This is a genomic window from Francisella opportunistica (assembly GCF_003347135.1).
GTDB classification, from domain to species: domain Bacteria; phylum Pseudomonadota; class Gammaproteobacteria; order Francisellales; family Francisellaceae; genus Francisella; species Francisella opportunistica.
Genome location: NZ_CP022377.1, coordinates 1,284,949 through 1,307,111 on the forward strand (window position 1 = coordinate 1,284,949; position 22,163 = coordinate 1,307,111).

Genomic DNA, 22,163 nt, shown 5'->3' on the forward strand with positions numbered 1-22,163 from the left:
AAAAAATATTTCGATATAAATTTAAAGAAATAATATTTAAATATTTCTACTTTCATTTTCATCAATAATATATGTAGGACGCTTTTTTGCCTCATCAAATATACGGCTTATATATTCACCTAAAACTCCCAAAGAAATAAGCTGCACACCACTAAAAAACATAATGCTTACAACTATAGTTGGCCAACCTGTTACATTGACGTTTAAAAATAAGCTCTGGACAAAAATATAAAAGCCATATGTTAATGCAAATATAGAAATTACAATACCCAAAACAGAGATTAATCTAAGCGGAACTGATGAAAAAGAAAATATCCCTGTTATAGCTAAACCAAAAAGTTTATTATAATTCCAGCGACTCTCTGTTCCATCTTTTCTTCCAGGAACTTCAAACGGTATAGCATAGCCTTTAAAGCCAACCCAAGCATACAATCCTTTCATAAAACGGCTTTTTTCTGGTAATAAATTTAAAGCCTTGATAACTTGTTTATCTAATATTCTAAAATCACCGGCGTCTGCTGGTATATCTATTTTCATAAATTTCTTACTAAAAGTATAAAATGACTTCGATAAGAAGCTTTTTAAAAAAGTTTGGTCGTTTCTTGTTCTTACTCCATAAATATTAGCGTAACCTTCGCACCATTTTTGATAGAATTTATCTAACAATTCTATAGGGTGCTGGAAATCACAATCCATAATAATAGCAGCATCTGCATCTTTAGATGCTGCTAATCCTGCTGTAATAGCAACCTCTTTACCAAAATTTCTAGAAAAACTAATAAATTTAATATTTAGCTCATTTGCTAGTGATTGAATAATATCTTTAGATTTATCAGAACTACCATCATTTATAACGACTATTCTATAATTTAATGTAAGTTTTTCAAGCTTAGCAGCTAAATCTCTAAGGAAAGATTCTATTAATGCTTCTTCATTATAGACTGGTATTACAGCGTAAATATAAGGGTTTTGAATATTTCTACTCATCATTTTATTTTAATTCAAAATATATTAAATCTTAATTGATACTATTATAACTATGAAATTATAAAATATATAGTAATATGTATAGTTAAATTTAGTATCACTGAAAATAATTAATAAACTAATCAACCATGTTGCAGAAAAATGTGTCATTAAACGCTATAAGTCTATGTAAAGCATCTCCAAATTTAAGCAAGAAGTTAATAGATTTATTGATAGTCACCAATATATTCACCATTATTCAATTATTGAAATTTTAATAAAGTTTATGCATACTTAATGTAACAACTACAATTTTTTAAGTTAAAATAAATTTGTAATTAAAAACACAATAGGCAAAAAATAATCGTTATTCTAAACACCAATCTGAAATCTCGTTTATTAAACTAAATTGGTATTACCAAAATACTACAAAAACTAATTGAATTAATTATAAAAAACTTAATTTCTATTTAGAAATAAGCAAGTTTAAAGCGAAATCAGGGGTTTTTATAGCATTAAAATCTTAGTATTTAGATTTCGCAAATAATCTGGTATAAAAAATTACTCTTTATACTTTTTATACTAATGTTATCCCCTAACCACAAAATCAAGTAAAGTCACTACTGAATAGTAATATGACTCAAGGATTCTTAAAGAAGTTTAAAAAAGTTAATGAAAATATTGATTTTAATATAATTAAATAACATTTAAATATTCCTACTTTCATTTTCATCAATAATATATCTAGGGCGCTTTTTTGCTTCATCAAATATACGACTTATATATTCGCCTAAAACTCCCAAAGAAATAAGCTGCACACCACTAAAGAACATAATACTCACAACTATAGTTGGCCAACCTGTTACATTGCCATTAAAGAATAAGCTTTGGACAAAAATATAAAAGCCGTAAGTCAATGCAAATACTGAAATTACAATACCTAAAATAGATATCAACCTAAGTGGAACTGATGAAAAAGAAAATATTCCCGTAAATGCTAGCTTAAAGAGTTTTTTGTATCCCCAGCGACTTGCAGTACCATCTTTACGATCTGCAACCTCAAATGGTATAGCATAAGAGCTAAAGCCAATCCATGCAAAAAGTCCTCTAATAAAACGACTATTCTCAGGTAATGAATTAAATGCTTTTATACATTGTTTATCTAATAATCTAAAATAACCAGCATTGGCAGGAATTTTCACCCCCATAAGCTTATTACTAAGTTTAAAGAATGTCTCAGATAAAAAACTTCTCGTAGTACTCTGATCATTTCTTGTCCTTACACCATAGACATTAGAGTAGCCTTCACACCATTTGCTATAAAACTGATCTATTACTCCAATAGGATGTTGGAAATCACAATCCATAATAATAGCAGCATCTGCATCTTTAGATGCTTCTAATCCTGCTGTAATAGCTGCCTCTTGACCAAAGTTTCTTGAAAAACTAATAAATTTAATATTTAGCTGATCAACTAATGTTTGAATAATCCCCTTAGAGCCATCCGAACTTCCGTCATCAACAACAACTATTTTATAGTTTAAAGTAATTTGGCTAAGCTTATCTGCTAGCTCCTTCAAAAAAGATTCTATCAGCGCTTCTTCATTATAAACTGGTATCACCGCATAAATACGCGGGTTATCAACATTCCTACTTGTCATCACAAATACAAAATATATTAACCTTAATTAATGCTATTATAACTATGAAAGTATAAAATACATAGTAGTAAAGGTGATAATTATATTAGCAAATAAAAGTTATGGCTAAAAAAGTAATAATTTGTGCAGATGACTTTGGTATGAGTGAGAACATTAACAGTGCTGTTATTAATCTTTTAAAAAAAAGGATTATTAATGCCACTAGCTGTATGCCAAATATGCCAGCATTCAAATCAGGAGTTACTCAATTAAGAAAAATATACAATGACTTTAGTCATGTTGGAATACATTTAAATTTAACCGAGGGTACCGCTTTTACAAAAGCAGCATCTATAACTAGCAATGATAATTTTTTATCAGTATCAAAACTTCTTATCAAATCAAAGCTCAGAGCAATAAGTTATGAGGATGTTTACAATGAATTAAAAGCTCAGATAAATAACTTTGTAGAGCGTTGGGGGGAGTTACCTGATTTTATCGATGGTCATCAGCATGTTCATCATTTTCCGGTGATTAGAAAAGCTGTTATAAATCTATATAAAGATTTCAATATGTATAGTAAGCAAACATATATCCGCTCAACATATAAGATGGATAAATCAGATTTTAAATCATTAATAATCTATCGTAGCGGTGCAAAAAAATTCTACAACATGCTGGTAGAAAATAATATCAAACATAATTCAACTTTTGCTGGTGTCTACTCATTAGAGGATAAAACTGAAGACTTTAGAAAAGTTATTCTTAAAGCTTATGCCGAGATTAAAGATGGTGGCATAATAATGTGCCACCCTGCTGTAGCTATTGATATAAAAGATCCGATATCACAATCACGCGTTAAAGAATTTGCATACTTTAACTCCAATCAAGCTCTAAACGATCAGAAAGCTCAGGGTATTGTACTACAGTAGTACGCACTACTATTTTACCTTCTTGTATACATAACTTGGATTAATTGTATCTGCTAAAAGTTTGTTCTCAAAATCAACTCTAACCAAGACACCTAATGTATAACACATAATCAATAAACTACTTCCACCATAACTTATAAGCGGTAGTGTAAGTCCTTTAGTAGGAAGTAAACCTGTATTAACACCAATATTAACAAAAACTTGAAAGGCAATCCAAAAGCCAACGCCGTAAGCAAGAAAAGCCTGATAGTATCTCTTAAGTTCAAAAGCCATTTTAGCAATACTCATAGCTCTAAATACAATAAATAAATACACTGCAAGTAGAATCATCAAACCAACAACACCTAACTCCTCAGCAATTACAGAAGTGATAAAGTCAGTATGCGCCTCTGGTAAGAAAAACTGTTTTTGAATTCCATTGCCAAGCCCATCACCAAACCAGCCGCCACGTCCGAAACCTATCAAGGCTTGAACAAGTTGATATCCAGAGCTATTTGCATTTTCCCATGGATGTAAGAACCCTGTAATTCTGTGCATTCTGTATGGTGATATAATTACCAACATCGCTGCCGTCATAATCATAGCACCCAAAAGTAAACCATACCAACGTACCTTGTTACCAGATACAAACAACATCCCCATAACACATATTGAGATAACAACAGTAGAACCAAAATCTGGCTGCATCAGCAACAATATAGCAATACAGCCTAACAAAGTAATTGGTGTAAGAATTCCTTCTTTGAAATTAGCCATTTTGTTTAGGTTTTCAGCAATATAGCCTGAGAAAAATATAATTGCTAAAAGTTTGGCTAATTCTGCAACTTGGATATTAATAATTATCAAAGGTATCCAACGTCTAGCCCCATTGACACTTTTCCCAATTCCTGGCACAAGTACAGCAACCAAAACAATCAGCATCACAAAGAAAAAAGCATTGTAATTCTTTTCATAATTCTTAGTTGGTACTAACAAAGCTAATAAAAACAAAAAAATTGCAACAATTGCAAAAAAGCCCTGTCTAATAGAATAAAAATAAGGATTATTATAGTCATCTAGAGCAACAATCATTGATGCAGAAGTCACCATCACCCAACCAAAAGTAAGCAAACCAAGCATTATAAAGACAATTGAAATATCAATCTCTAGTTTGGCTCTTACACGTTCCTTTTTTGAGTTTTTTCCGCTTAACAACAGTTTTAATCTATATAACACTTTTACTTCCTAACTTTTTTGCTCTAGCTGAGCAACAAGATTTTGAAAAACTTCTCCACGCTGTGCATAACCATTAAACTCATCAAAGCTTGCACATGCTGGTGATAATAATACTATCTCATTAGCTTGAGCTTTTTGACTAGCTAGTTCGAAAGCTTGTTTCATATTATTACATAATTGATATTTACAATAGCTTTTGATATAGCTTTCAATATATTCTTTATCAGCTCCATATAAATAGACATATTTAACATATTTATCTAACGCTTTTAGCATCAAACTAAAATCACCGCCCTTTGCTACTCCACCTAATAATAATATTATATTTTTAGAATTTGTTATACTGTTAAGAGCAGCTACTGTAGCACCAACATTAGTACCCTTTGAATCATTTATATAGGTTATACCATTTATTTTTTTTACAACCTTACAGCGATGCTCTAAGCCTTTGAATTTTTTAATAGAGTTTATTGATTGGTTAATATCTATACCTAATCTCTCAAGGATATTTAGCACAACAATAATATTTTCTAAGTTATGTTCACCAAAAAGATTAGTCTCTGTAATATCTAGTAACTTTGCTGAGTTCCTATAGATAGAGCCTCTTACTGTTTGATATTCCCCAGCATATTTGATGCCATTATTATGTACATCATAAACAAAAAAATCATTACTGAATTTTGCTAAATTAAGCTTTGATTGTTTATACTCCTCAAAATTTTGATATCTATCTAAATGATCAGGCGAAACATTAATAACACAACCTAAATCAAATCTAACACAATTGAATAAATCTATCTGAAAACTTGATACTTCAACGATACAGTAATCAAATTTTTCATCTATTTTATTTAGAGCTGGCGTACCAATATTACCAACAAGAATACTCTTATAACCAAGATCCTTGAGGACAAAATCAGTCATTGTCACTACTGTGCTTTTGCCATTTGATCCTGTAACAGCAATTATTTTAGCTTTAGTATCCTTGGTATATTGATAAAATATATCAATATCACTGACTATTTTATCTTTGAATTTAGATAACACTCTATATGGTGGCTTATTAAGAGGAATTCCTGGGCTAACTGTTATTAGATCATAGTTACCTAAATCATAATTAACAAACTCATCATCGTTCTGCGATATATCAACTATAATATCGTTAAAATTTGCGAGAAAATCACAAACAGATTTACCTGTAGAGCCATAACCAACCATCAGTAGTTTGGTTATTTTTTTATCATTAAAATAAAAACTAAACATTACCTAATCTTGATAGCAGCTAAACCGATTAAAAAAAGTATCAACGAAATTATCCAAAAACGTATTACAACTTTTGTTTCTGGCCAACCTTTTAACTCAAAATGATGATGAATTGGCGCCATTCTAAAAATTCTTTTACCATTTCTAAGCTTATATGAGCCTACTTGTAACATCACTGATAAAGCCTCTACAACAAATAACAATCCCATAATAAAAAATATCAACTCTTGACGTATCATCACTGCAATTACACCAAGCACAGCACCTAATGTCAAAGAGCCTACATCACCCATAAATACTTCAGCTGGGTGAGAATTAAACCATAAAAATGCTAAACCAGAACCACACAAGGCTGCACAAAAAACTGCTACCTCAGCAAGCCCAGGGTTACCTAAATAGTTAAATATTAGATAATTTGCTAAAGTACTATTAGTTTCAATGTATGCATAAACACCTAACCCAGCCGCGACAAGTACAACAGGTACAATAGCTAAACCATCTAAGCCATCAGTAAGATTAACAGCATTACTACTTCCATTGATGATAAAAAATGTCAAAACTACAAACAATACGATACCCATTGGGATATATAGACTCTTTGAGAAAGGTATCGATAAACTCATCTGACCATTCTTAGATAATAAATAAAACAAAACTATAGCCAAAACTATTGAAAAAATTGATTGCAAAGCAAACTTGTGCTTAGCTCTTAAACCTTTAGGGTGCTTAAGTACTAGCTTCAAATAATCATCAAAAAAACCAATAGCTCCAAAGAAAATAACTACTAAAATCAAGATCCATAAATATATACTCGATAAATCTCCCCAAAGTAAACAAGAAATAATAACTGATGAAAGAATCAAAATTCCTCCCATAGTCGGGGTATTCCTTTTAGAGAAATGGCTTTGAGGGCCGTCATCTCTAACAACTTGACCTATTTGCATCTTTTGTAACCATCTAATCATTGGCCTACCGAGAAAAAGAGTAATTAGTAACGATGTTATCGAAATCATAATTATTCTCACAGACACATAACTACTAAAAACTTCCAAGCCTTTGAAATAATAGCTTAAGCATTCAAAAAGATAAATCAGCATATATTTAAAATGTTTAATGACCTTGGAGTATTATAATAGATATGTTATTTTTTTTATAGAGTCAAAATTAGTCTCTAGATAGTTGGTTCAAATTTTTTGTATTTTAGCGCAAAATCATCATTTTCGAACTGCTCATAATTTTTGATAAAAGCCCTTGCTAATGATTTATATTCTTTTTTGTATTCTGCGCTATCACTCCAGTTATTATTAAGCTGAAGCTCTTGACCATTATCATTTATTGAAGTTAAAGCTTTAAAATTAAAATATTTTTGGCGGGTAAATTTAAAACTAACATTTTCTGGCTTAGTCAATAAGTAATTAACAATAGTTTTTGTTTCTTCGACAGGGACTCTTCTACCTTTCTTATAATCACCTTCAATCCAACCAACATTTATCATGTAAATTTTAGCATTACTATGCTTTAAACGTTGGCGTAGTATGTTAGCATATCTAGTTGGCTTCAGTAGTAAAAATGGCTGCGCATAACAACTTGTGAACTCTGGCTTAGGCTCTGTAACACCTGCTTCTACACCTATAGATGTAGAAGTATAACCAGATAGAAAATAGTAAATTGCTTGACCTTTACTAAGTTTTGCAACTCTTGGTAGCACACCTTTTGCATCTTTCACTAGAAAAATTATTGTACTAGGATTATCAGTGTTTACAACATTATCAAAATTCTCACGCGGGAAAGTTACATAAGTATTGCTTTGTGAACTACTCTTCCCACCAAATATAATATTTTGACTATCATCAAAGTTAGGATTTTCTATCAAAAGATCTCCGGCTAATGCTTCTTTAATACGCGGGTCATCTTTTTTAAAACTTGCTGATTTAATTGTCAAACCTGACTCTAAGCTATACACGCCACGCGTTTCTGTCCAAGCAATTGCCTCATTAGCAACAAGACTCTTATTTTGATCTAAAGCTAGCGTTGTCTTACCACTACCTGACAAACCAAAAAACATTGTACTATTAGCTTCGGCATCAACACCGACAGCACAGTAAAAGACACCAATATTATCCAATGAAAGATAATAACTCATAACCGACAATAGCACCTTATTTATCTCAGCAAGATACATAGTCCCGACTAGTATACTTTCACGCTGTTTGAGATTAGTTGCTATTACCTGCGGTGAGTTTAAATTAAGTTCTAGATATTCATCTATTTGAGTTTCAGGTGAATGCATTATTACCCATTGTGGCTCAAAAGAATCTAATTCTTTTTCAATCGGAGTTATAGATATCAGCTTAAAAAAATAAGCAGCTGAAGCTTGAGTAGTTATTAATCTAACTGCTATTGTATATCTTTCATCATGATTATAAAAACCATCAACAACAAAAAGATCTTTTGTTGCTACTTCTTGATGCAGTTTTTGTTTGATTAGCTTCCAGTTTTTTCTTTTTAACTTTTTATTATCTGAACCATCTTCACTCCACCAGATATTTTTCTTGGCATATTTAGTCTCAACAATGTATTTATCATCAGGAAGCCTACCTTTGATTTTACCACTGTCAACAACTAATGTTTTACCATCATAGCTTATAAAACCGCTACTCTTATGTGCGTATTTTGCTAACTCTTCGAGAGAAAGGTTTTTATGCACATTTTCACAAGTATATAAATACTTATTATCGTCTATGGTTGAAGGATCCATTAACAAAAGTCCTTTAGGTTGCAGAGCAATTAGATTTTAAGTAAAAATTATAGCTAGTATATACTTTTTTTTCAAAAAAATATGTTATTGTTTTTGTAATAAAGTAAACTATTAAATAAATTTATTTAAGAATTATTTCTACGACAAAAATGACTAGTGAAATTAAAGTAAACAAAACTAATTTTATAAAAAATATCGTCAAGAAAGATCTTGAAACAAACAAAGTCTCAAGTATTTTGACTCGCTTCCCTCCCGAGCCTAATGGTTACCTTCATATTGGCCATGCAAAATCAATATGTCTTAATTTTGGGGTTGCACAAGAGTTTGGTGGTAAATGCAATCTACGCTTTGATGATACCAACCCTGACAAAGAAGATATTGAGTATATAAATGCTATTCAAGAAGATGTAGAGTGGCTTGGTTTCAAATGGGAAAATCAACCGCATTTTGCTTCTGAATATTTTGACAAAATGTATCAGCTAGCTGTATTACTTATAAAGAAGGGTAAGGCTTATGTCTGTGATTTATCAGCAGAGCAAATACGCACTTACCGTGGCACCCTAAAAGAGCCGGGTAAAAATAGCCCATACAGAGAACGTAATATTGCTGAGAACCTCGAATTGTTTGAGGGGATGAAAAATGGTAAATTTGCTGAAGGTAGTAAAACTTTGAGAGCAAAAATTGATATGTCTTCTGGCAATATCAACCTTAGAGATCCGGCTTTATACAGAATAAAGTTCTCTCATCACCCTAAAACAGGCGATAAATGGTGTATTTACCCCATGTATGCATTCGCTCATCCACTTGAGGATGCAATTGAAGAAATCACTCATTCATTATGTACTTTAGAATTCCAAGATCAAAGACCATTTTATGACTGGGTTATTGAGGAAACAGAATTCGAGATAAAACCCCAACAAATTGAATTTTCAAGACTTAACCTTAATTATACAATTACAAGTAAGCGAAAACTAAAATATTTGGTTGATAATAAGCTTGTCAATGGTTGGGATGATCCGCGTATGCCAACTATAAAAGGCTATCGCCGTAGAGGTTATACTCCAGAATCTATCCGTAATTTCTGTGATATGATAGGGATATCTAAACAAGATTCTGTTATCGATGTTTCGATTTTAGAAGATGCAATTAGGGATGATTTAAACAAAAATGCTTTAAGAAAAAATGTTATTTTAGATCCAATAAAAGTAAGCATAAAAGATATGCCTAGCTATCATCTAGATGTGCCAAACCATCCACAAGATCCAGACTTTGGACGCCGCGAGATCACAATATCATCACAAATATTTATTGAAAGAGATGACTTTGTGTTTGAGTTAGAAAAAGGTATGAAAAAACTTAGTCCAAATGGTAGAGTCCGTTTACTAAATGGCTATGTAATTGAGTGTCAAGAAGTAATCACTGATACTAATGGTAAAGTTATAGAACTAAAATGCTCTTACTTACCGGAAACTCTAGGTGGTAAAAAGCCAAATGATGGTATCAAGCCTAATGGTATTATCCATTGGGTCGATGCTAATAATTGTCTTGATGCTGAAGTTAGAATTTATGACCGTCTATTTAATGATGAAAACCCAGCAAGTGCTGATCGTATTGAGGATGTTTTAAATCCATACTCATTACAAATTATCAAAAATGCCAAAGTTGAAAGATCTCTTGAAAATGTCAAAGCTGAAAAGCGCTTTCAGTTTAACAGAATTGGTTATTTCATTGCGGACTTAAAAGACTGTTCACAGCACAAGCTAGTATTTAATCGCATTGTAACTCTTAGAAATTAACTCAATGGTAATATACTAAAATGCTATCAAACTCAAAGAAAACTATTATATGTGGTTTTATTTTTTTTTGTATCTGGATATTTGGAACTTTAGCTTTATACACTAAGTATTCGCTATATGTTGATGTTTTAGAAAATATCAAATGGTCATACCACTTAAATATAGTTTACGATAAGCACCCAATCATGGGTTCTTTACTAATGAAGTTTGTACTATATCTAACCTCTAATCCTCTTTTAGCCGGGCTTATATGTAGTTGTATATGTATGCTTATAGCAATAGTATTTTTATATAAACTTCTAAAACTATATTTTAATCATAATATAACTTTATTTTTGATAATACTATCGCTGATATCTAGCGTATTTGGTGATTACAGCTTTGTACAATTCAATCAAAATGTAATACTTTTACCTTTTTGGATAATGACTTGTTACTACTTTATTTTAGTAACTAAATATAATTTACTAAAAGATTGGATACTTCTTGCTATAGTAGCAGCTCTAGGAATGTACTCAAAATTTGAAATAGGCCTATTGATATTAATCATTGCTGTCTTTTTACTAATCACTTTAAACAAGAAAAATTTTGCTAAACTGCTAATATCTTTAATTATTTTTGTTATATTAGTTATACCATTATTTATTAGCTTATATTATAGTCATTTTGCACCTATCAGATATGCTATCGGCGAAGTAAATAGCACAGCAAATAGTTATGTAACTATAATATTAAATCTACTCTATGCACAACTATTTAATTTATCTAGTTTAGGTTATATAGCTATACCATTAGTATTTATAATTTTCCTCGTTTTACGCAAAAAAATATATTTTGAAAAAAATAAACCTTTATTAGAAAAATTAACTGATCCTTTAGTAGTGTGTGGTTTATATCCTTTAGTGGTCTTTTTTATTTTGCAAACCTATGCAACACATTTAGAATATGGCTGGCTAATGTGTATAATGTCGCTAACATTACCGGTGTTATTCTATTTATTTGAAGTCAATATAAAGGATAAAGTATTCGATAATATTATACTAGTTTTTGTTTTAATAGAGTTTGTCGTTTTTATAACTTATAACGCTTTCACATATTTTTCTCCTCAGCTAACAACTAGAAACTTTGGTAATAAAATTGCTGTCAAGGCTGAGCAATTCGTCAAAAACAATTTAAATCATGACATAGACTATGTCATAGGTGATAGTCCTGCTTATAATCAAATGTCATTGTCGGTTGGAGCATTATTAAAAAGTAAACCTTACGTATTTCTCGAATTTAATGATCACAATATACCATACAATCAAGAGATTCTTGCTGTGTTTGCAAATTGTGATGAACAAAAAAACACTATGACCTTAAAACAAAATGGTTTTAGTCTTCAGGCACACCAATGTACAAGCATTAAAAGCATAGATAAGTTTAGGAATACGGATGTTAAATTATCATTTTATCTAGTAGAGAAACACCACAAAACTAAAATTTAGAATTTCTACTGCTATTGTTTATTATTATGAGTACTTATTGACAAATTTTCTTAGTAATAAAGTTGCTATACTTGTTAACACCGCTATGGCTATAAATGTATCTAAACCATCACACATATTTGCTTTAGCTAAGCCTAAATCACTATCTGAAATATAGAAGAAACTAGCAATAAAACCACCTAATTTGCCTCCTACACCTAATGTAACTAACCAAATACCCATATATAAAGCCACAAAACCTTTAGGAGCTATTTTTGTAATCATTGATAAGCCTATTGCTGATAATGATAATTCAGAAATTCCTAGCACAATATAAGCTAAAATAATTCCATATGCAGTAACTTTAGCCCCTTGTGGTGAAATAAGTATTGAAATTAATATAATTAAGAATGTTACTATTAGTAAGATAAAAGCTATGTTAAATTTATCAATATCGCCTATTTTTGTTTGCTTATTATCTAAATATACCCAAAACTTACCAAGAATACCGGCAAAAAATAACACACTTAAAGACTCTACGCTTAAAAACTGGCTAGGATTTAATAACGAATTATCAACAGAGTATTGCGTAAAAAGTAATACACTTATGAATATCTGGAAATACAGCCCCCAATATATAATTGATAACAAGAAAAATATTCCTGAGACAATCACTTTTTTAAAATTAGATTTTTTTATTGATACCACAAGGATCAACATAGATGCTATTACTGCTATAAATATCGAGAGGTTGGCTATTACAGGCTGCTCAAAAATATAGAATAAAACTATAATATATATTGTTAATAATAAAGCTACTTTTATAACTATAGTCAACGTGAGCTTAAACTCAATGATATGCTTATTTAGAAACCTAAAGCCGACAAGCAAAAGACAAAGCATAAAAACACTGACCACCATACTACTATAAAAAGGTGCACTATATCCATAGTTGTCTTTTAACCAACTAGCTATAAATAAAGCCCCAAAACTACCTAAATTAATTCCCATGTAAAAGATATTAAAACCAAAGTCTCTCTTTGAATCATTTAAACTAGATTTATCATAAAATCTGCCAATAAAAGCCGACATATTTGATTTTATAAGGCCGGTACTCACAGAAACAAAACTTAAGCCTAAATATAGCATACTCTGACTAGTTGAATATGCTAATATAAAAAATCCACCTAACATAAAAAGTGAACCTAACAAACCAGCACGATAATAGCCTAAATACTTCTCGGCAACAAAACCACCTAAAATAGCTGAGATATAAACCATTGAAAGAGTTGTACCAACTAAAGATGCTGATAAATCTTGAGAAATTTGAAACTTATCGATCAAATAAAATATCAATAATGATTGAATTATGTAGTAGCCATAACGCTCAGCAAACTCAGCTAGTGATGTAATTGCTAAAACTTTTTTCTCTTCTCTAAGATCTCTAGAATTAATATCTTTGGTAGTCATATTTAAACTAAACAAATAAACTTAAACTTACATTAGAATCTATGATAGCATAAATATCTAACTAGATTATGATTATTCTAATTCTAAAAGCTCTTCCCAAAGTGAATATTTTTGTTCAAGATCTTGGTTTAAATCTTCTAATTGCTTTTGTACTTTTGCAATCTCTTGCTGGGACTTTTGATAAAAATCTAGTTGTGATATTTGTTGTTGTATAATTGCAATATTAGCCTCCAGTTTTTCTATCTGATTTGGCAGATTACGTAATTGTTTTTTCTGTTCATAACTCAGCTTATTTTTTGATTGCTCAATATTATTCTTGGTAATTTTAGCTGGTTGTTGTGGTTGCTTGCGCTGCGATAACCAATCATCATATCCACCAACAAACTCTTCTAAACAACCATCTTCAAAGACTATAGTGCTTGTTGCGATATTATTTATAAACTCTCTATCATGGCTTACTATAATTATTGTGCCTTGGTAATTAATAAGCATTTCCTCAAGTATTTCTAACGTCTCAATATCCAAGTCATTTGTCGGCTCATCAAGGACTATGATATTGCTAGGTTTTGATAAAATCTTTGCTAGTAAAAGTCGATTCTTTTCGCCACCTGATAGATGTGTAATTGGTGAATGTAATCTCTCTGGGGTAAATAGAAACTTCTGAAGGTAGGTTATTACGTGAGTCTCTTTACCATTAAGATTAATAAAATCTGAACCCTCTTTAACATTATCAATGATGCTAAGTGTTTCATCTAACTGATCTCTTAATTGATCAAAGTAAGCAATTTTAATATTATCTGCTAGAGTGATCCGACCTTGAGATGGTTTATCCAGCCCAAGCAAACAATTCAAAAGTGTCGTTTTGCCACAACCGTTCTGACCAATAATTGCAATCTTATCACCCTTTTGAATTTCTGTTGAAAAATCTTTAAATAAATACTTACCAACATATTCAAAAGCGACCTTTTCAGCTTGAATAACTTTTTTTGATGACTTCTCAGCTTGAACAACTTTAATATCTGCTTTACCAATATTTTCACGTCTTTGTTTGCGTTCACGACGCAGCTGCTCTAGAGCTCTGACACGCCCTTCATTTCTTGTGCGTCGTGCTTTGATACCCTGGCGAATCCATGCTTCTTCTTGAGCTAGCTTTTTATCAAACTCACTATTAGTCTTTTCTTGGGCATCGAGTATTTGTTCTTTTTTCTCAACAAACTTAGTATAATTGCCATCAAAACAATACAAATGTCCCCTATCTAATTCAACTATACTTTTAGCAATATTATTGAGAAATTTTCTATCATGAGTAATAAAGAGTATTGCCCCGTTAAAACTAACTAAGAACTCTTCAAGCCAATTAATAGAATCTATATCTAGATGGTTAGTTGGTTCATCTAAAAGAAGTAAATCAGGCTTTTTTATTAAAGCCCTAGCTAAAATAACTCTTCTTTTCATCCCGCCGGAGAGATCTTTGAACAATGCCGTTGAGTTAAGATTAAGTTTAGATGCTAATACTTCAGCATCATTTAGATATCCCCAACCATGATTTTCATCAATATAACTGTGTAATTGCTCAAGCTCAGCAGATTCTGGATTTGACACTAAAGTCTGCTGATATGCAATTAAATACTTGCCAAGCGTTCCTAAGCCTTGGAGTATAACATCTGTGATACTGCCTTGAATATCATTAGGAACTTCCTGAATCATACTTGCAACAATAGCATTATTATGCACAATAACCTCACCACTATCTGGTATTACTTTAGTTTCAATAATTTTTAATAGTGATGATTTACCAGTACCATTACGCCCAATTAAGCAGATTCTTTGACCTTTTGAAATTTCTAAATTAATATTATCAAGGACTATTTGTGTACCAAAATTTAGACTTACATTTTTAAGAGATATTAGCTGCATTCAAGAAAAATAATTAAATTTAATCAGTGTTGATTATTGTACCCTTTCACGCCAAATTTTAATAGAAAATACAAAGATAATCACTGCAATAAAATACATCCCTCCGCCAAATGAAATAGGCGAACTTGGAGATATTGACACAAGATGGCCCATCATAATATCGTTTAAAAACCAAGCCAAACCAAAACCTGCTCCAGCAGCACCCATTGCCTTACCTTGTTCTTTATCAGTAACTGCTGCTGAAATCATTGCTAAAAGAGCTGTATAACAAATAAGTTGAGAGGCTGATAAAACTATTGCCAGCAGCCATTGTGCAATTTGATTAATTAAAATAGCCACAAAAATAAAACCTATACCACAAACAACAGCAGCTCTCACAAAAGCTACTTGGTTAGACAACTTCGCAAAAATCATAGGTTGAATAACAATACTTGCAACTGCTGTAGATAGCCCCATGAGTGCGTAAAAAGCTCCAGTTTGTGAAACTGTATAGTTATAAGTCAAATTCAAAAACAATGCTATACCCTGGCCATAAAAACCCCACGCACATTGAATTAATAAATATACCACTCCAATTAATCTAACACGCTTATCAGATATTAAAAATGATATCGTTTTATATATTGTCCCAAGTTGGATAACTAAACCAGGATTCTTTGGTAAATCTTTAGTCATGATAATAGCTATAAAAACAATATTAATTAGCGATAATACCGCTGCAAAGATAAACGGTAAAGTATGGCTGACATTCATCACTGAAACAAAACTTGTAACTATTGGGCCAACAACAAAACCTAAAGATGCTGCCATCGTAATATAACCTAAATTTTTGGACTTATCTTGCTCTGTAGATATATCAATAACCGCAGCTTGAGCAATTTCGAAAGCTCCTCCAGCTAAACCACAAACAAATCTACTTGCCACAAATAATAGATAGTGATGTGAGTATATCGCATATGCTGATAAAATATACGATATACAAGTTGTTGATAAAGCAATAATTAGTATAATCTTTCGCCCATACTTATCTGATAACTCACCAATAATAGGACAGCCTATCATTAAACCTAATGGCCAACATGCCAAAGCTATTGAATAATACCAGTTTTGAAAATTACCACCTGGATCACCAAAAGTAATACATGATTGACCAAAAAATAACGATGGCATAATAGGGAAAACAAGTCCTGCGCCCATTATATCTATTATGATTGTTGTAATAAGCACTGGTATTAAGATATTTTTTGCGTGCAGATTCATTTTAGGCCTCATATAATTATAAAAAAAATAGTATTTTTAAGAAAAATTCAACACTATATACTAACTTAACGATGTTTTTTATCAAAGTCTAGAAAACTTTAAGATATAGTTATGCTCTAACGCTACTTTTTTAAGCGCATCAAGAAACATCTTTATATAAAAGATAAAACTCTCATCTTTATAGTTTAGTACTTCTACTTCATTAAGTAGTGGTAAAATATGTCTTTCAAAACGCAACAGCTCTTTGTAACTTATTCTTTTAGTTTTTTTGATCTCCTCAGATACGCTATTAAGTGACTTCATTATGTATTTCTTAAACTCTATAAAAGCAGGCTCTTTATCAAGTTTTGTAATAGTAGGTTTATCTAAAGAAAATTCTATATACTCATACATAACAATCATATATCTATATAATCTACGGATATATAGACTAATTTTCTCAAACTCTTGTACTTGTTTTGCAGTTTTCTCGTATTTTAATTCTTTGATGAGTGTAAGATGTTTAGCGAATTCATTAAAAATGCTTTCTCTAAGTTTCCTATGCGACTCATTACGCTCGATAAAAAGAATATTAAAAAAATCATGTATCTGAGCGATTGTTTTTGAGTAACTTTCTTTCAATCGAGTTTCCGCTCTAATTGGTAAAATAAATCTATTTACTACTAAAGAAATTATAACTCCTAGTGATATTTCTACAGCTCTATATATCGCAATCTGAACACCTGGCTGTTGATTAAACATTATAATTATTAGTGTAATACCAGCTAAAGTACCAGCATAACTATATTTAGTAGCTCCAGCAAAATATACTGCTAAAAATATAAATGGCAATATTAACAAAAATTCATAAATATAATTTTTTACAGCTGCAACAACTATTATCGCTATTATAGCACCGATAACTGTACCTAAGAATCTCATCAATGCCTTATCTACCGCACCACCCAAGTTTGGTTGAGATGACATCACAACCATAACTGTAATTGTCATCCATAAATACATTCGCTCTATACCAAATATGGGACCTAAAAAAGAGCCAATTAAGTAGGCAAGAACTATAGCTACACAAGCTTTAAAAGCATTTATCGCTGCATACTTATTACTATTTAAAAAAGCAAACTGCATCTAGTTTTACTAAAATACTAAATTTTCATTCTCTATATTTTAGCATAAATCAAACATAACTAGTTTTGTAAATAGCGATGATTAGTCTACATATTTCTAGATTTTAAATTAGTTCATTTTAAGGCATAAACCAAATTAAAACATTTATATCAATTTTTTTAATAAAAGTTATAATTTTTTTCGTTACAAAACATTATATTTTTAATGTATAGTTATACAAAAATTACATAGTAATTTAAAAAAATTTAAATCAAAACTTTTTAAGGAATTTTCATCATGATTAAAAAGGATAGTAAGCTTTTTATTCTTACTCTTGGACTTTTGGCAATGTTACCACCATTTGCTGTAAATACTTATGCTCCAGCTATTCCAAATATTGCTGAGCATTTTGGAATTCATGCAAATGATGTGATTTTCACCTTTACAACCTACTTTATTGGCTTCTCTATAGGAATGCTTTTTTGGGGGTCTTTTTCAGATAAGTTCGGTAGAAAGCTTAGTCTGATTTTAGGTATGTTTCTATATGCTGCAAGTACTTTATTATGTGCCCATAGTCAAAATTTTTCACAACTAGCTATATTTAGGTTAATCCAGGGATTGACCGATTCATCAGGGACTGTAATAGCCTTAGCAATTGCTAGAGACTGTTATAGTGGCAAAAAACTAACAAGCATCATTTCTACTCTAGCAATAATAATGTTGATCTCACCTATTATTTCTCCTATGATAGGGACTGGATTAATAGTCTCAACACAAAGCTGGAAAAGCTCTTTTTATTTTTTATTTGGGTTCGGTATATTGCTACTGATTCTTTGTAGTAATCTTCCAGAAACACACGCAAATGAGCAAAGAGAAAACTCAATTAAAAAATTATTTATAGCCTACTTCTACCATCTTGGAAATTTACCTTTTACTATATATACAATTTGTTCGGGCTTATTATTTGCTGCTTTTTTTAGTTATATTGGAGCCTCTTCTATAATTTACCTTAATGTTTACAATACTGGCTACACTCTTTATATGTTGTATTTCGCTTTAACAATCATTGGAGTTATCTTCGCAAACCTCACATTAAAAAAATTTAGTGAATCAGTTGAACTTAAATTATTTACACGTATCGGTCTTGGTTTATCACTTCTTAGTGTTTTTGTTATGATTATATATAGCCATACACAATTCAAGCATGGTTATATTTTTATGGTCTTAATGCTAGTTACTTGTTATGGTTTAAGTCTAAGCTCGACTTCACTATTAAGTCAGTCTTTGCAGCTAATATCTAATCATTTTGGCGCAGCTACAGCTGTAAATAACTTTTTCAAATTTTCACTTGCTGGCTTTGCCAACTTTGTGATGAGTTTTTCTGTTGGTTCTATGCTTGTATCAAACCTACCTATACAGCAATTAACTATTATTTTAATCACAATAGTACTTTTGTATACTACTAAGTGCCATGAAAAAGCTAAGTCTTAATTATAACAATATAAGCGAAAAAAGCTAAAATAACGAAACAAGAAATAAAAAACCACTAACAGCTAGCTTTCATTAATGGATGTTAATAATGCGATTTTGGTGATTTTATTATACAAAGTATTCGTTGTATTAATGACAGGTAACATTATATATAGTATTGCTGATATTTATTACAAACCCACAATTTTCTGATTTTGTGCGAATAACTCTTCTATTTAACTTTGTTATTTCTGGAGTTATTGTACATGGCTTTATAGCAAAAAGGACTATTAAGTTTCGTATTGTTATATCTTTATTATTTGTTCTTAGATATTGTTTTAGTGGCACTTTTGTATTACATATAAATGCTCTACATGATAATAGTTTTGGTTTTCTTATTCTTGCTAATATTGCTACTATTATGAGTGTAATAATGAATAATATACTTTATAGATTCCATTCTACAAAAATAAATTTGGTTGCTTATACTATGAATCTTTTAAACCTTTCCGATATGATCGCTGAAAAAAGATAGATATAACAATCTTAAGCACCAAAATCTTAAGTTTCATTATTGGCTTAATTGTTAGAGAGTTTTTAACTTCTATTATTTATTTTTTGCGATATTAATCGTAGTCTCAGTTCTAATTAATTTGTATATATCAAACCACAAAATAAATCTTCAACAATAAAACTCTTATTAGAGGCTAAACAACACTTATTCTTTGTCTAACAGTTTCATACAATGCTATACCAGTAGCTACTGAAACATTTAAACTAGAGACCTCACCTAACATTGGCAATTTAGCCAAGAAATCACAGCTTGCTTTGGTACGTTGACGCATACCACTTCCCTCAGCCCCAGCAACTATTGCGATAGGATCAGTTAAGTTCATGGCATATAAACTATCATCAGCTTCACCAGCTAAGCCAACAATCCAAACACCTAGCTTTTTAAGCTTCTCAATAGCCCTAGCTAAATTTGTAACTATGACAATTTTTGTATGCTCTGTGGCACCACAAGCAACTTTCTTAACTGTAGCATTTATTGGCGCGCTATTGTCTTTTGAGATAATTATAAAATCAACTCCAGCCGAATGCGCGCTGCGAATACACGCTCCAAAATTATGGGGATCTTGGACATTATCTAATACCAAAATAAATGCTTTTTTATCTTGTGGAACTAAGCTTTCAATGTCATTTTCTGTATAATTTTTAAAAGTATTTTTTTCTAATGCAAAAATATTCTGATGATTAGCATCTTTTTTGATACGGCTAGGAAGTAGCTTTAAATCATCAATAAAAGTAACTTTTATATCTTTTGAATTTGCCTTAGCAATAATAGCTTCTATCTTAGGATTAAGATTTTGTTTTTTTAATACTAATATTTCTTTTGCCTGATCTGATACTACTAAACTATCAACAGCATGGATTCCATAAATTAAACTACTCATTTAGCCTCCAAAAGTTTTACTAGCTTTTCTCTTAAGCCATCAAATGAGCCATTACTCATCATCACAAATTGTAAATTTCTGTATTGATGAATATTTAGTAAGTCATTTATTTGTGTAACAAAATCTTCAACATTACTGATAAAATCAACATTATCATTGTTTTTGAGCAGTTCTTTAGCATCCCATTTTAGTAGGCTATGATTATACAACAACACTCTATCAGCTTCGGCAATTGATGCCGGAAGATTATCTTTGTTATCGCCTTGACGCATAGTATTTGAACGTGGATCGATAAGTGCTACTACATAAGCATCTTTGGCTTTATTACGCACAGCTTCTAAAGTCAATTTAATCGATGTTGGGTGATGAGCAAAATCATCATACAAAATAACATTATCTCGATATGACAATACTTCTAGGCGTCTTTTAACACCTTTAAACCCCTCTAAAGCTTGCCTAATCTTTTCATCAGAAATATTAAGCTGCTTTGCCACAGCATAAGCACTCATAGCGTTTAAGGCATTATGCTCACCTATTAAACCCCATGTTATTTGGATACTATTACTATCAGCACTACCCAGTTCAAACTTAGAGTAGTCGGAGCTATTTTTAGTTATAAAAACTCCATCAGCTGAATTTGCTTTAATAAGCTCTGACCAACACCCCATAGATATTATTTTTTGGACATTTTCATCCTTAGCATTATAGATAATCTGTGCTGTAGCTGGCATTTTTCTAACTAATTGATGAAACTGCCAGAATATCGCATCAATATTTTTAAAAATATCAGCATGATCATATTCAATATTATTAATTACAAAAATACTTGGATCATAATGAATTAGCTTTGAACGCTTATCAAAAAAAGCAGTATCATATTCATCAGCTTCAATAACAAAATACTCAGAATCAGTGTAGCGCGAGGAAACGCCAAAATCACTACTAACACCACCAACCAAAAAGCTTGGATTTAATCCAGCTTGTTCAAGTATTTTGATAGTGATTGTTGTAGTTGTGGTCTTACCATGTGTCCCAGCTATTGCGATAACCTTTTTATACTTGAGGATATTTTGGTATAACCACTCAGGACCTGAAAAATAGTTTAACCTTTCTGCAAGTATTTTTTCTATTATTGGCATACCTCTTTTCATAATATTACCAATAATAATCTCATCAGGTTTTAGCTCTAACTGAGAGCAATCAAATCCTTGCAATATTTGTATACCTTGAGATTCAAGATAAGTACTCATTGGCGGATAAACATTAGCATCAGATCCTGTTACTTTATAGCCTTTTTGTTTTGCTAATACTGCTAGTGAACCCATAAAGGTACCACAAATACCTAAGATATGAATATGTTTTGACATTCAGAGTTTTTTAAAAAATGTTTATATTAAGTGCGTAGATTATAGCAGTTTATTAAGTTTAATTATATCAATACTAGTTTAGTTC

The 22,163-nt window shown here is 31.0% G+C and carries 16 protein-coding genes and 1 pseudogene; 5 read left to right on the top strand and 12 right to left on the bottom strand.

Annotated features, from left to right (window positions below; genetic code table 11):
- Positions 1–36: 36 nt before the first annotated feature.
- Positions 37–990: a glycosyltransferase family 2 protein gene (locus CGC45_RS06335; RefSeq protein WP_084387448.1), complete on the bottom strand. Its 954-nt coding sequence runs from the start codon at positions 988–990 to the stop codon at positions 37–39.
- Positions 991–1,673: 683 nt separating this feature from the next.
- Positions 1,674–2,630, bottom strand: a complete 957-nt coding sequence (locus CGC45_RS06340; RefSeq protein WP_114702102.1) for a glycosyltransferase family 2 protein — start codon at positions 2,628–2,630, stop codon at positions 1,674–1,676.
- A 98-nt stretch (positions 2,631–2,728) separates the two neighbouring features.
- Here CGC45_RS06340 and naxD point away from each other — a divergent pair, with 98 nt between their 5' ends.
- Positions 2,729–3,538: an N-acetylhexosamine deacetylase NaxD gene (gene naxD / locus CGC45_RS06345; RefSeq protein WP_071629487.1), complete on the top strand. Its 810-nt coding sequence runs from the start codon at positions 2,729–2,731 to the stop codon at positions 3,536–3,538.
- A gap of 9 nt (positions 3,539–3,547) precedes the next feature.
- Here the strand turns inward: naxD and ftsW are convergent, their stop codons facing one another.
- From ftsW to CGC45_RS06365, 4 genes are all read right to left on the bottom strand, one after another.
- Positions 3,548–4,753, bottom strand: a complete 1,206-nt coding sequence (gene ftsW, locus CGC45_RS06350) for a putative lipid II flippase FtsW (protein ID WP_071629488.1) — start codon at positions 4,751–4,753, stop codon at positions 3,548–3,550.
- Between the two features lie 9 nt (positions 4,754–4,762).
- On the bottom strand, positions 4,763–6,016 hold the full coding sequence (gene murD / locus CGC45_RS06355; RefSeq protein WP_071629489.1) for a UDP-N-acetylmuramoyl-L-alanine--D-glutamate ligase: 1,254 nt from the start codon (positions 6,014–6,016) through the stop codon (positions 4,763–4,765).
- On the bottom strand, positions 6,016–7,113 hold the full coding sequence (gene mraY / locus CGC45_RS06360) for a phospho-N-acetylmuramoyl-pentapeptide-transferase (RefSeq protein WP_071629490.1): 1,098 nt from the start codon (positions 7,111–7,113) through the stop codon (positions 6,016–6,018). The genes murD and mraY overlap by 1 nt, the downstream gene beginning before the upstream one ends.
- Positions 7,114–7,187: 74 nt before the next feature.
- Positions 7,188–8,774, bottom strand: a complete 1,587-nt coding sequence (locus CGC45_RS06365; protein WP_071629491.1) for a phosphoenolpyruvate carboxykinase (ATP) — start codon at positions 8,772–8,774, stop codon at positions 7,188–7,190.
- A 149-nt stretch (positions 8,775–8,923) separates the two neighbouring features.
- Between CGC45_RS06365 and CGC45_RS06370 the strand changes: the two genes are divergently transcribed.
- The gene (locus CGC45_RS06370) at positions 8,924–10,570 is read left to right on the top strand and encodes a glutamine--tRNA ligase/YqeY domain fusion protein (protein WP_071629492.1); all 1,647 of its coding nucleotides are present in this window, start codon (positions 8,924–8,926) and stop codon (positions 10,568–10,570) included.
- 20 nt (positions 10,571–10,590) lie between these two features.
- A complete protein-coding gene (locus tag CGC45_RS06375) occupies positions 10,591–12,057 on the top strand; it encodes a glycosyltransferase family 39 protein (RefSeq protein WP_071629493.1) in 1,467 nt (488 codons plus the stop codon).
- Positions 12,058–12,081: 24 nt separating this feature from the next.
- Here the strand turns inward: CGC45_RS06375 and CGC45_RS06380 are convergent, their stop codons facing one another.
- The 4 genes from CGC45_RS06380 to CGC45_RS06395 form a co-directional block, all read right to left on the bottom strand.
- On the bottom strand, positions 12,082–13,506 hold the full coding sequence (locus CGC45_RS06380; protein ID WP_071629494.1) for a peptide MFS transporter: 1,425 nt from the start codon (positions 13,504–13,506) through the stop codon (positions 12,082–12,084).
- A 72-nt stretch (positions 13,507–13,578) separates the two neighbouring features.
- Complete coding sequence (locus CGC45_RS06385) at positions 13,579–15,423, bottom strand: ATP-binding cassette domain-containing protein (RefSeq protein ID WP_071629495.1); 1,845 nt, start codon at positions 15,421–15,423, stop codon at positions 13,579–13,581.
- A 33-nt stretch (positions 15,424–15,456) separates the two neighbouring features.
- Positions 15,457–16,683, bottom strand: coding sequence for an MFS transporter (locus tag CGC45_RS06390; protein WP_071629496.1), 1,227 nt, complete (start codon positions 16,681–16,683; stop codon positions 15,457–15,459).
- Between the two features lie 81 nt (positions 16,684–16,764).
- The gene (locus CGC45_RS06395) at positions 16,765–17,808 is read right to left on the bottom strand and encodes an FUSC family protein (protein WP_071629497.1); all 1,044 of its coding nucleotides are present in this window, start codon (positions 17,806–17,808) and stop codon (positions 16,765–16,767) included.
- A 276-nt stretch (positions 17,809–18,084) separates the two neighbouring features.
- On the opposite strand from CGC45_RS06395, the gene CGC45_RS06400 reads away from it, so the two are divergent.
- Both CGC45_RS06400 and CGC45_RS06405 read left to right on the top strand, forming a co-directional pair.
- The gene (locus CGC45_RS06400; RefSeq protein ID WP_071629498.1) at positions 18,085–19,278 is read left to right on the top strand and encodes a multidrug effflux MFS transporter; all 1,194 of its coding nucleotides are present in this window, start codon (positions 18,085–18,087) and stop codon (positions 19,276–19,278) included.
- Between the two features lie 71 nt (positions 19,279–19,349).
- Positions 19,350–19,949: pseudogene (locus tag CGC45_RS06405) on the top strand (DUF1275 family protein).
- 15 nt (positions 19,950–19,964) lie between these two features.
- Here CGC45_RS06405 and rlmB read toward each other — a convergent pair.
- Positions 19,965–20,711, bottom strand: a complete 747-nt coding sequence (rlmB, locus tag CGC45_RS06410; protein WP_071629499.1) for a 23S rRNA (guanosine(2251)-2'-O)-methyltransferase RlmB — start codon at positions 20,709–20,711, stop codon at positions 19,965–19,967.
- A complete protein-coding gene (gene mpl, locus CGC45_RS06415) occupies positions 20,708–22,078 on the bottom strand; it encodes a UDP-N-acetylmuramate:L-alanyl-gamma-D-glutamyl-meso-diaminopimelate ligase (RefSeq protein WP_071629500.1) in 1,371 nt (456 codons plus the stop codon). The genes rlmB and mpl overlap by 4 nt, the downstream gene beginning before the upstream one ends.
- Positions 22,079–22,163: the final 85 nt, after the last annotated feature.

What these genes read in the sequence shown, in the direction of transcription:
- CGC45_RS06365 (WP_071629491.1), bottom strand. Translation starts at nt 8,774, where the DNA reads ATGGATCCTTCAACCATAGACGATAATAAGTATTTATATACTTGTGAA.
- murD (WP_071629489.1), bottom strand. Translation starts at nt 6,016, where the DNA reads ATGTTTAGTTTTTATTTTAATGATAAAAAAATAACCAAACTACTGATG.
- rlmB (WP_071629499.1), bottom strand. Translation starts at nt 20,711, where the DNA reads ATGAGTAGTTTAATTTATGGAATCCATGCTGTTGATAGTTTAGTAGTA.
- CGC45_RS06400 (WP_071629498.1), top strand. Translation starts at nt 18,085, where the DNA reads ATGATTAAAAAGGATAGTAAGCTTTTTATTCTTACTCTTGGACTTTTG.
- CGC45_RS06390 (WP_071629496.1), bottom strand. Translation starts at nt 16,683, where the DNA reads ATGAATCTGCACGCAAAAAATATCTTAATACCAGTGCTTATTACAACA.
- CGC45_RS06395 (WP_071629497.1), bottom strand. Translation starts at nt 17,808, where the DNA reads ATGCAGTTTGCTTTTTTAAATAGTAATAAGTATGCAGCGATAAATGCT.
- mraY (WP_071629490.1), bottom strand. Translation starts at nt 7,113, where the DNA reads ATGCTGATTTATCTTTTTGAATGCTTAAGCTATTATTTCAAAGGCTTG.
- CGC45_RS06385 (WP_071629495.1), bottom strand. Translation starts at nt 15,423, where the DNA reads ATGCAGCTAATATCTCTTAAAAATGTAAGTCTAAATTTTGGTACACAA.
- CGC45_RS06375 (WP_071629493.1), top strand. Translation starts at nt 10,591, where the DNA reads ATGCTATCAAACTCAAAGAAAACTATTATATGTGGTTTTATTTTTTTT.
- CGC45_RS06380 (WP_071629494.1), bottom strand. Translation starts at nt 13,506, where the DNA reads ATGACTACCAAAGATATTAATTCTAGAGATCTTAGAGAAGAGAAAAAA.
- CGC45_RS06335 (WP_084387448.1), bottom strand. Translation starts at nt 990, where the DNA reads ATGATGAGTAGAAATATTCAAAACCCTTATATTTACGCTGTAATACCA.
- CGC45_RS06370 (WP_071629492.1), top strand. Translation starts at nt 8,924, where the DNA reads ATGACTAGTGAAATTAAAGTAAACAAAACTAATTTTATAAAAAATATC.
- mpl (WP_071629500.1), bottom strand. Translation starts at nt 22,078, where the DNA reads ATGTCAAAACATATTCATATCTTAGGTATTTGTGGTACCTTTATGGGT.
- naxD (WP_071629487.1), top strand. Translation starts at nt 2,729, where the DNA reads ATGGCTAAAAAAGTAATAATTTGTGCAGATGACTTTGGTATGAGTGAG.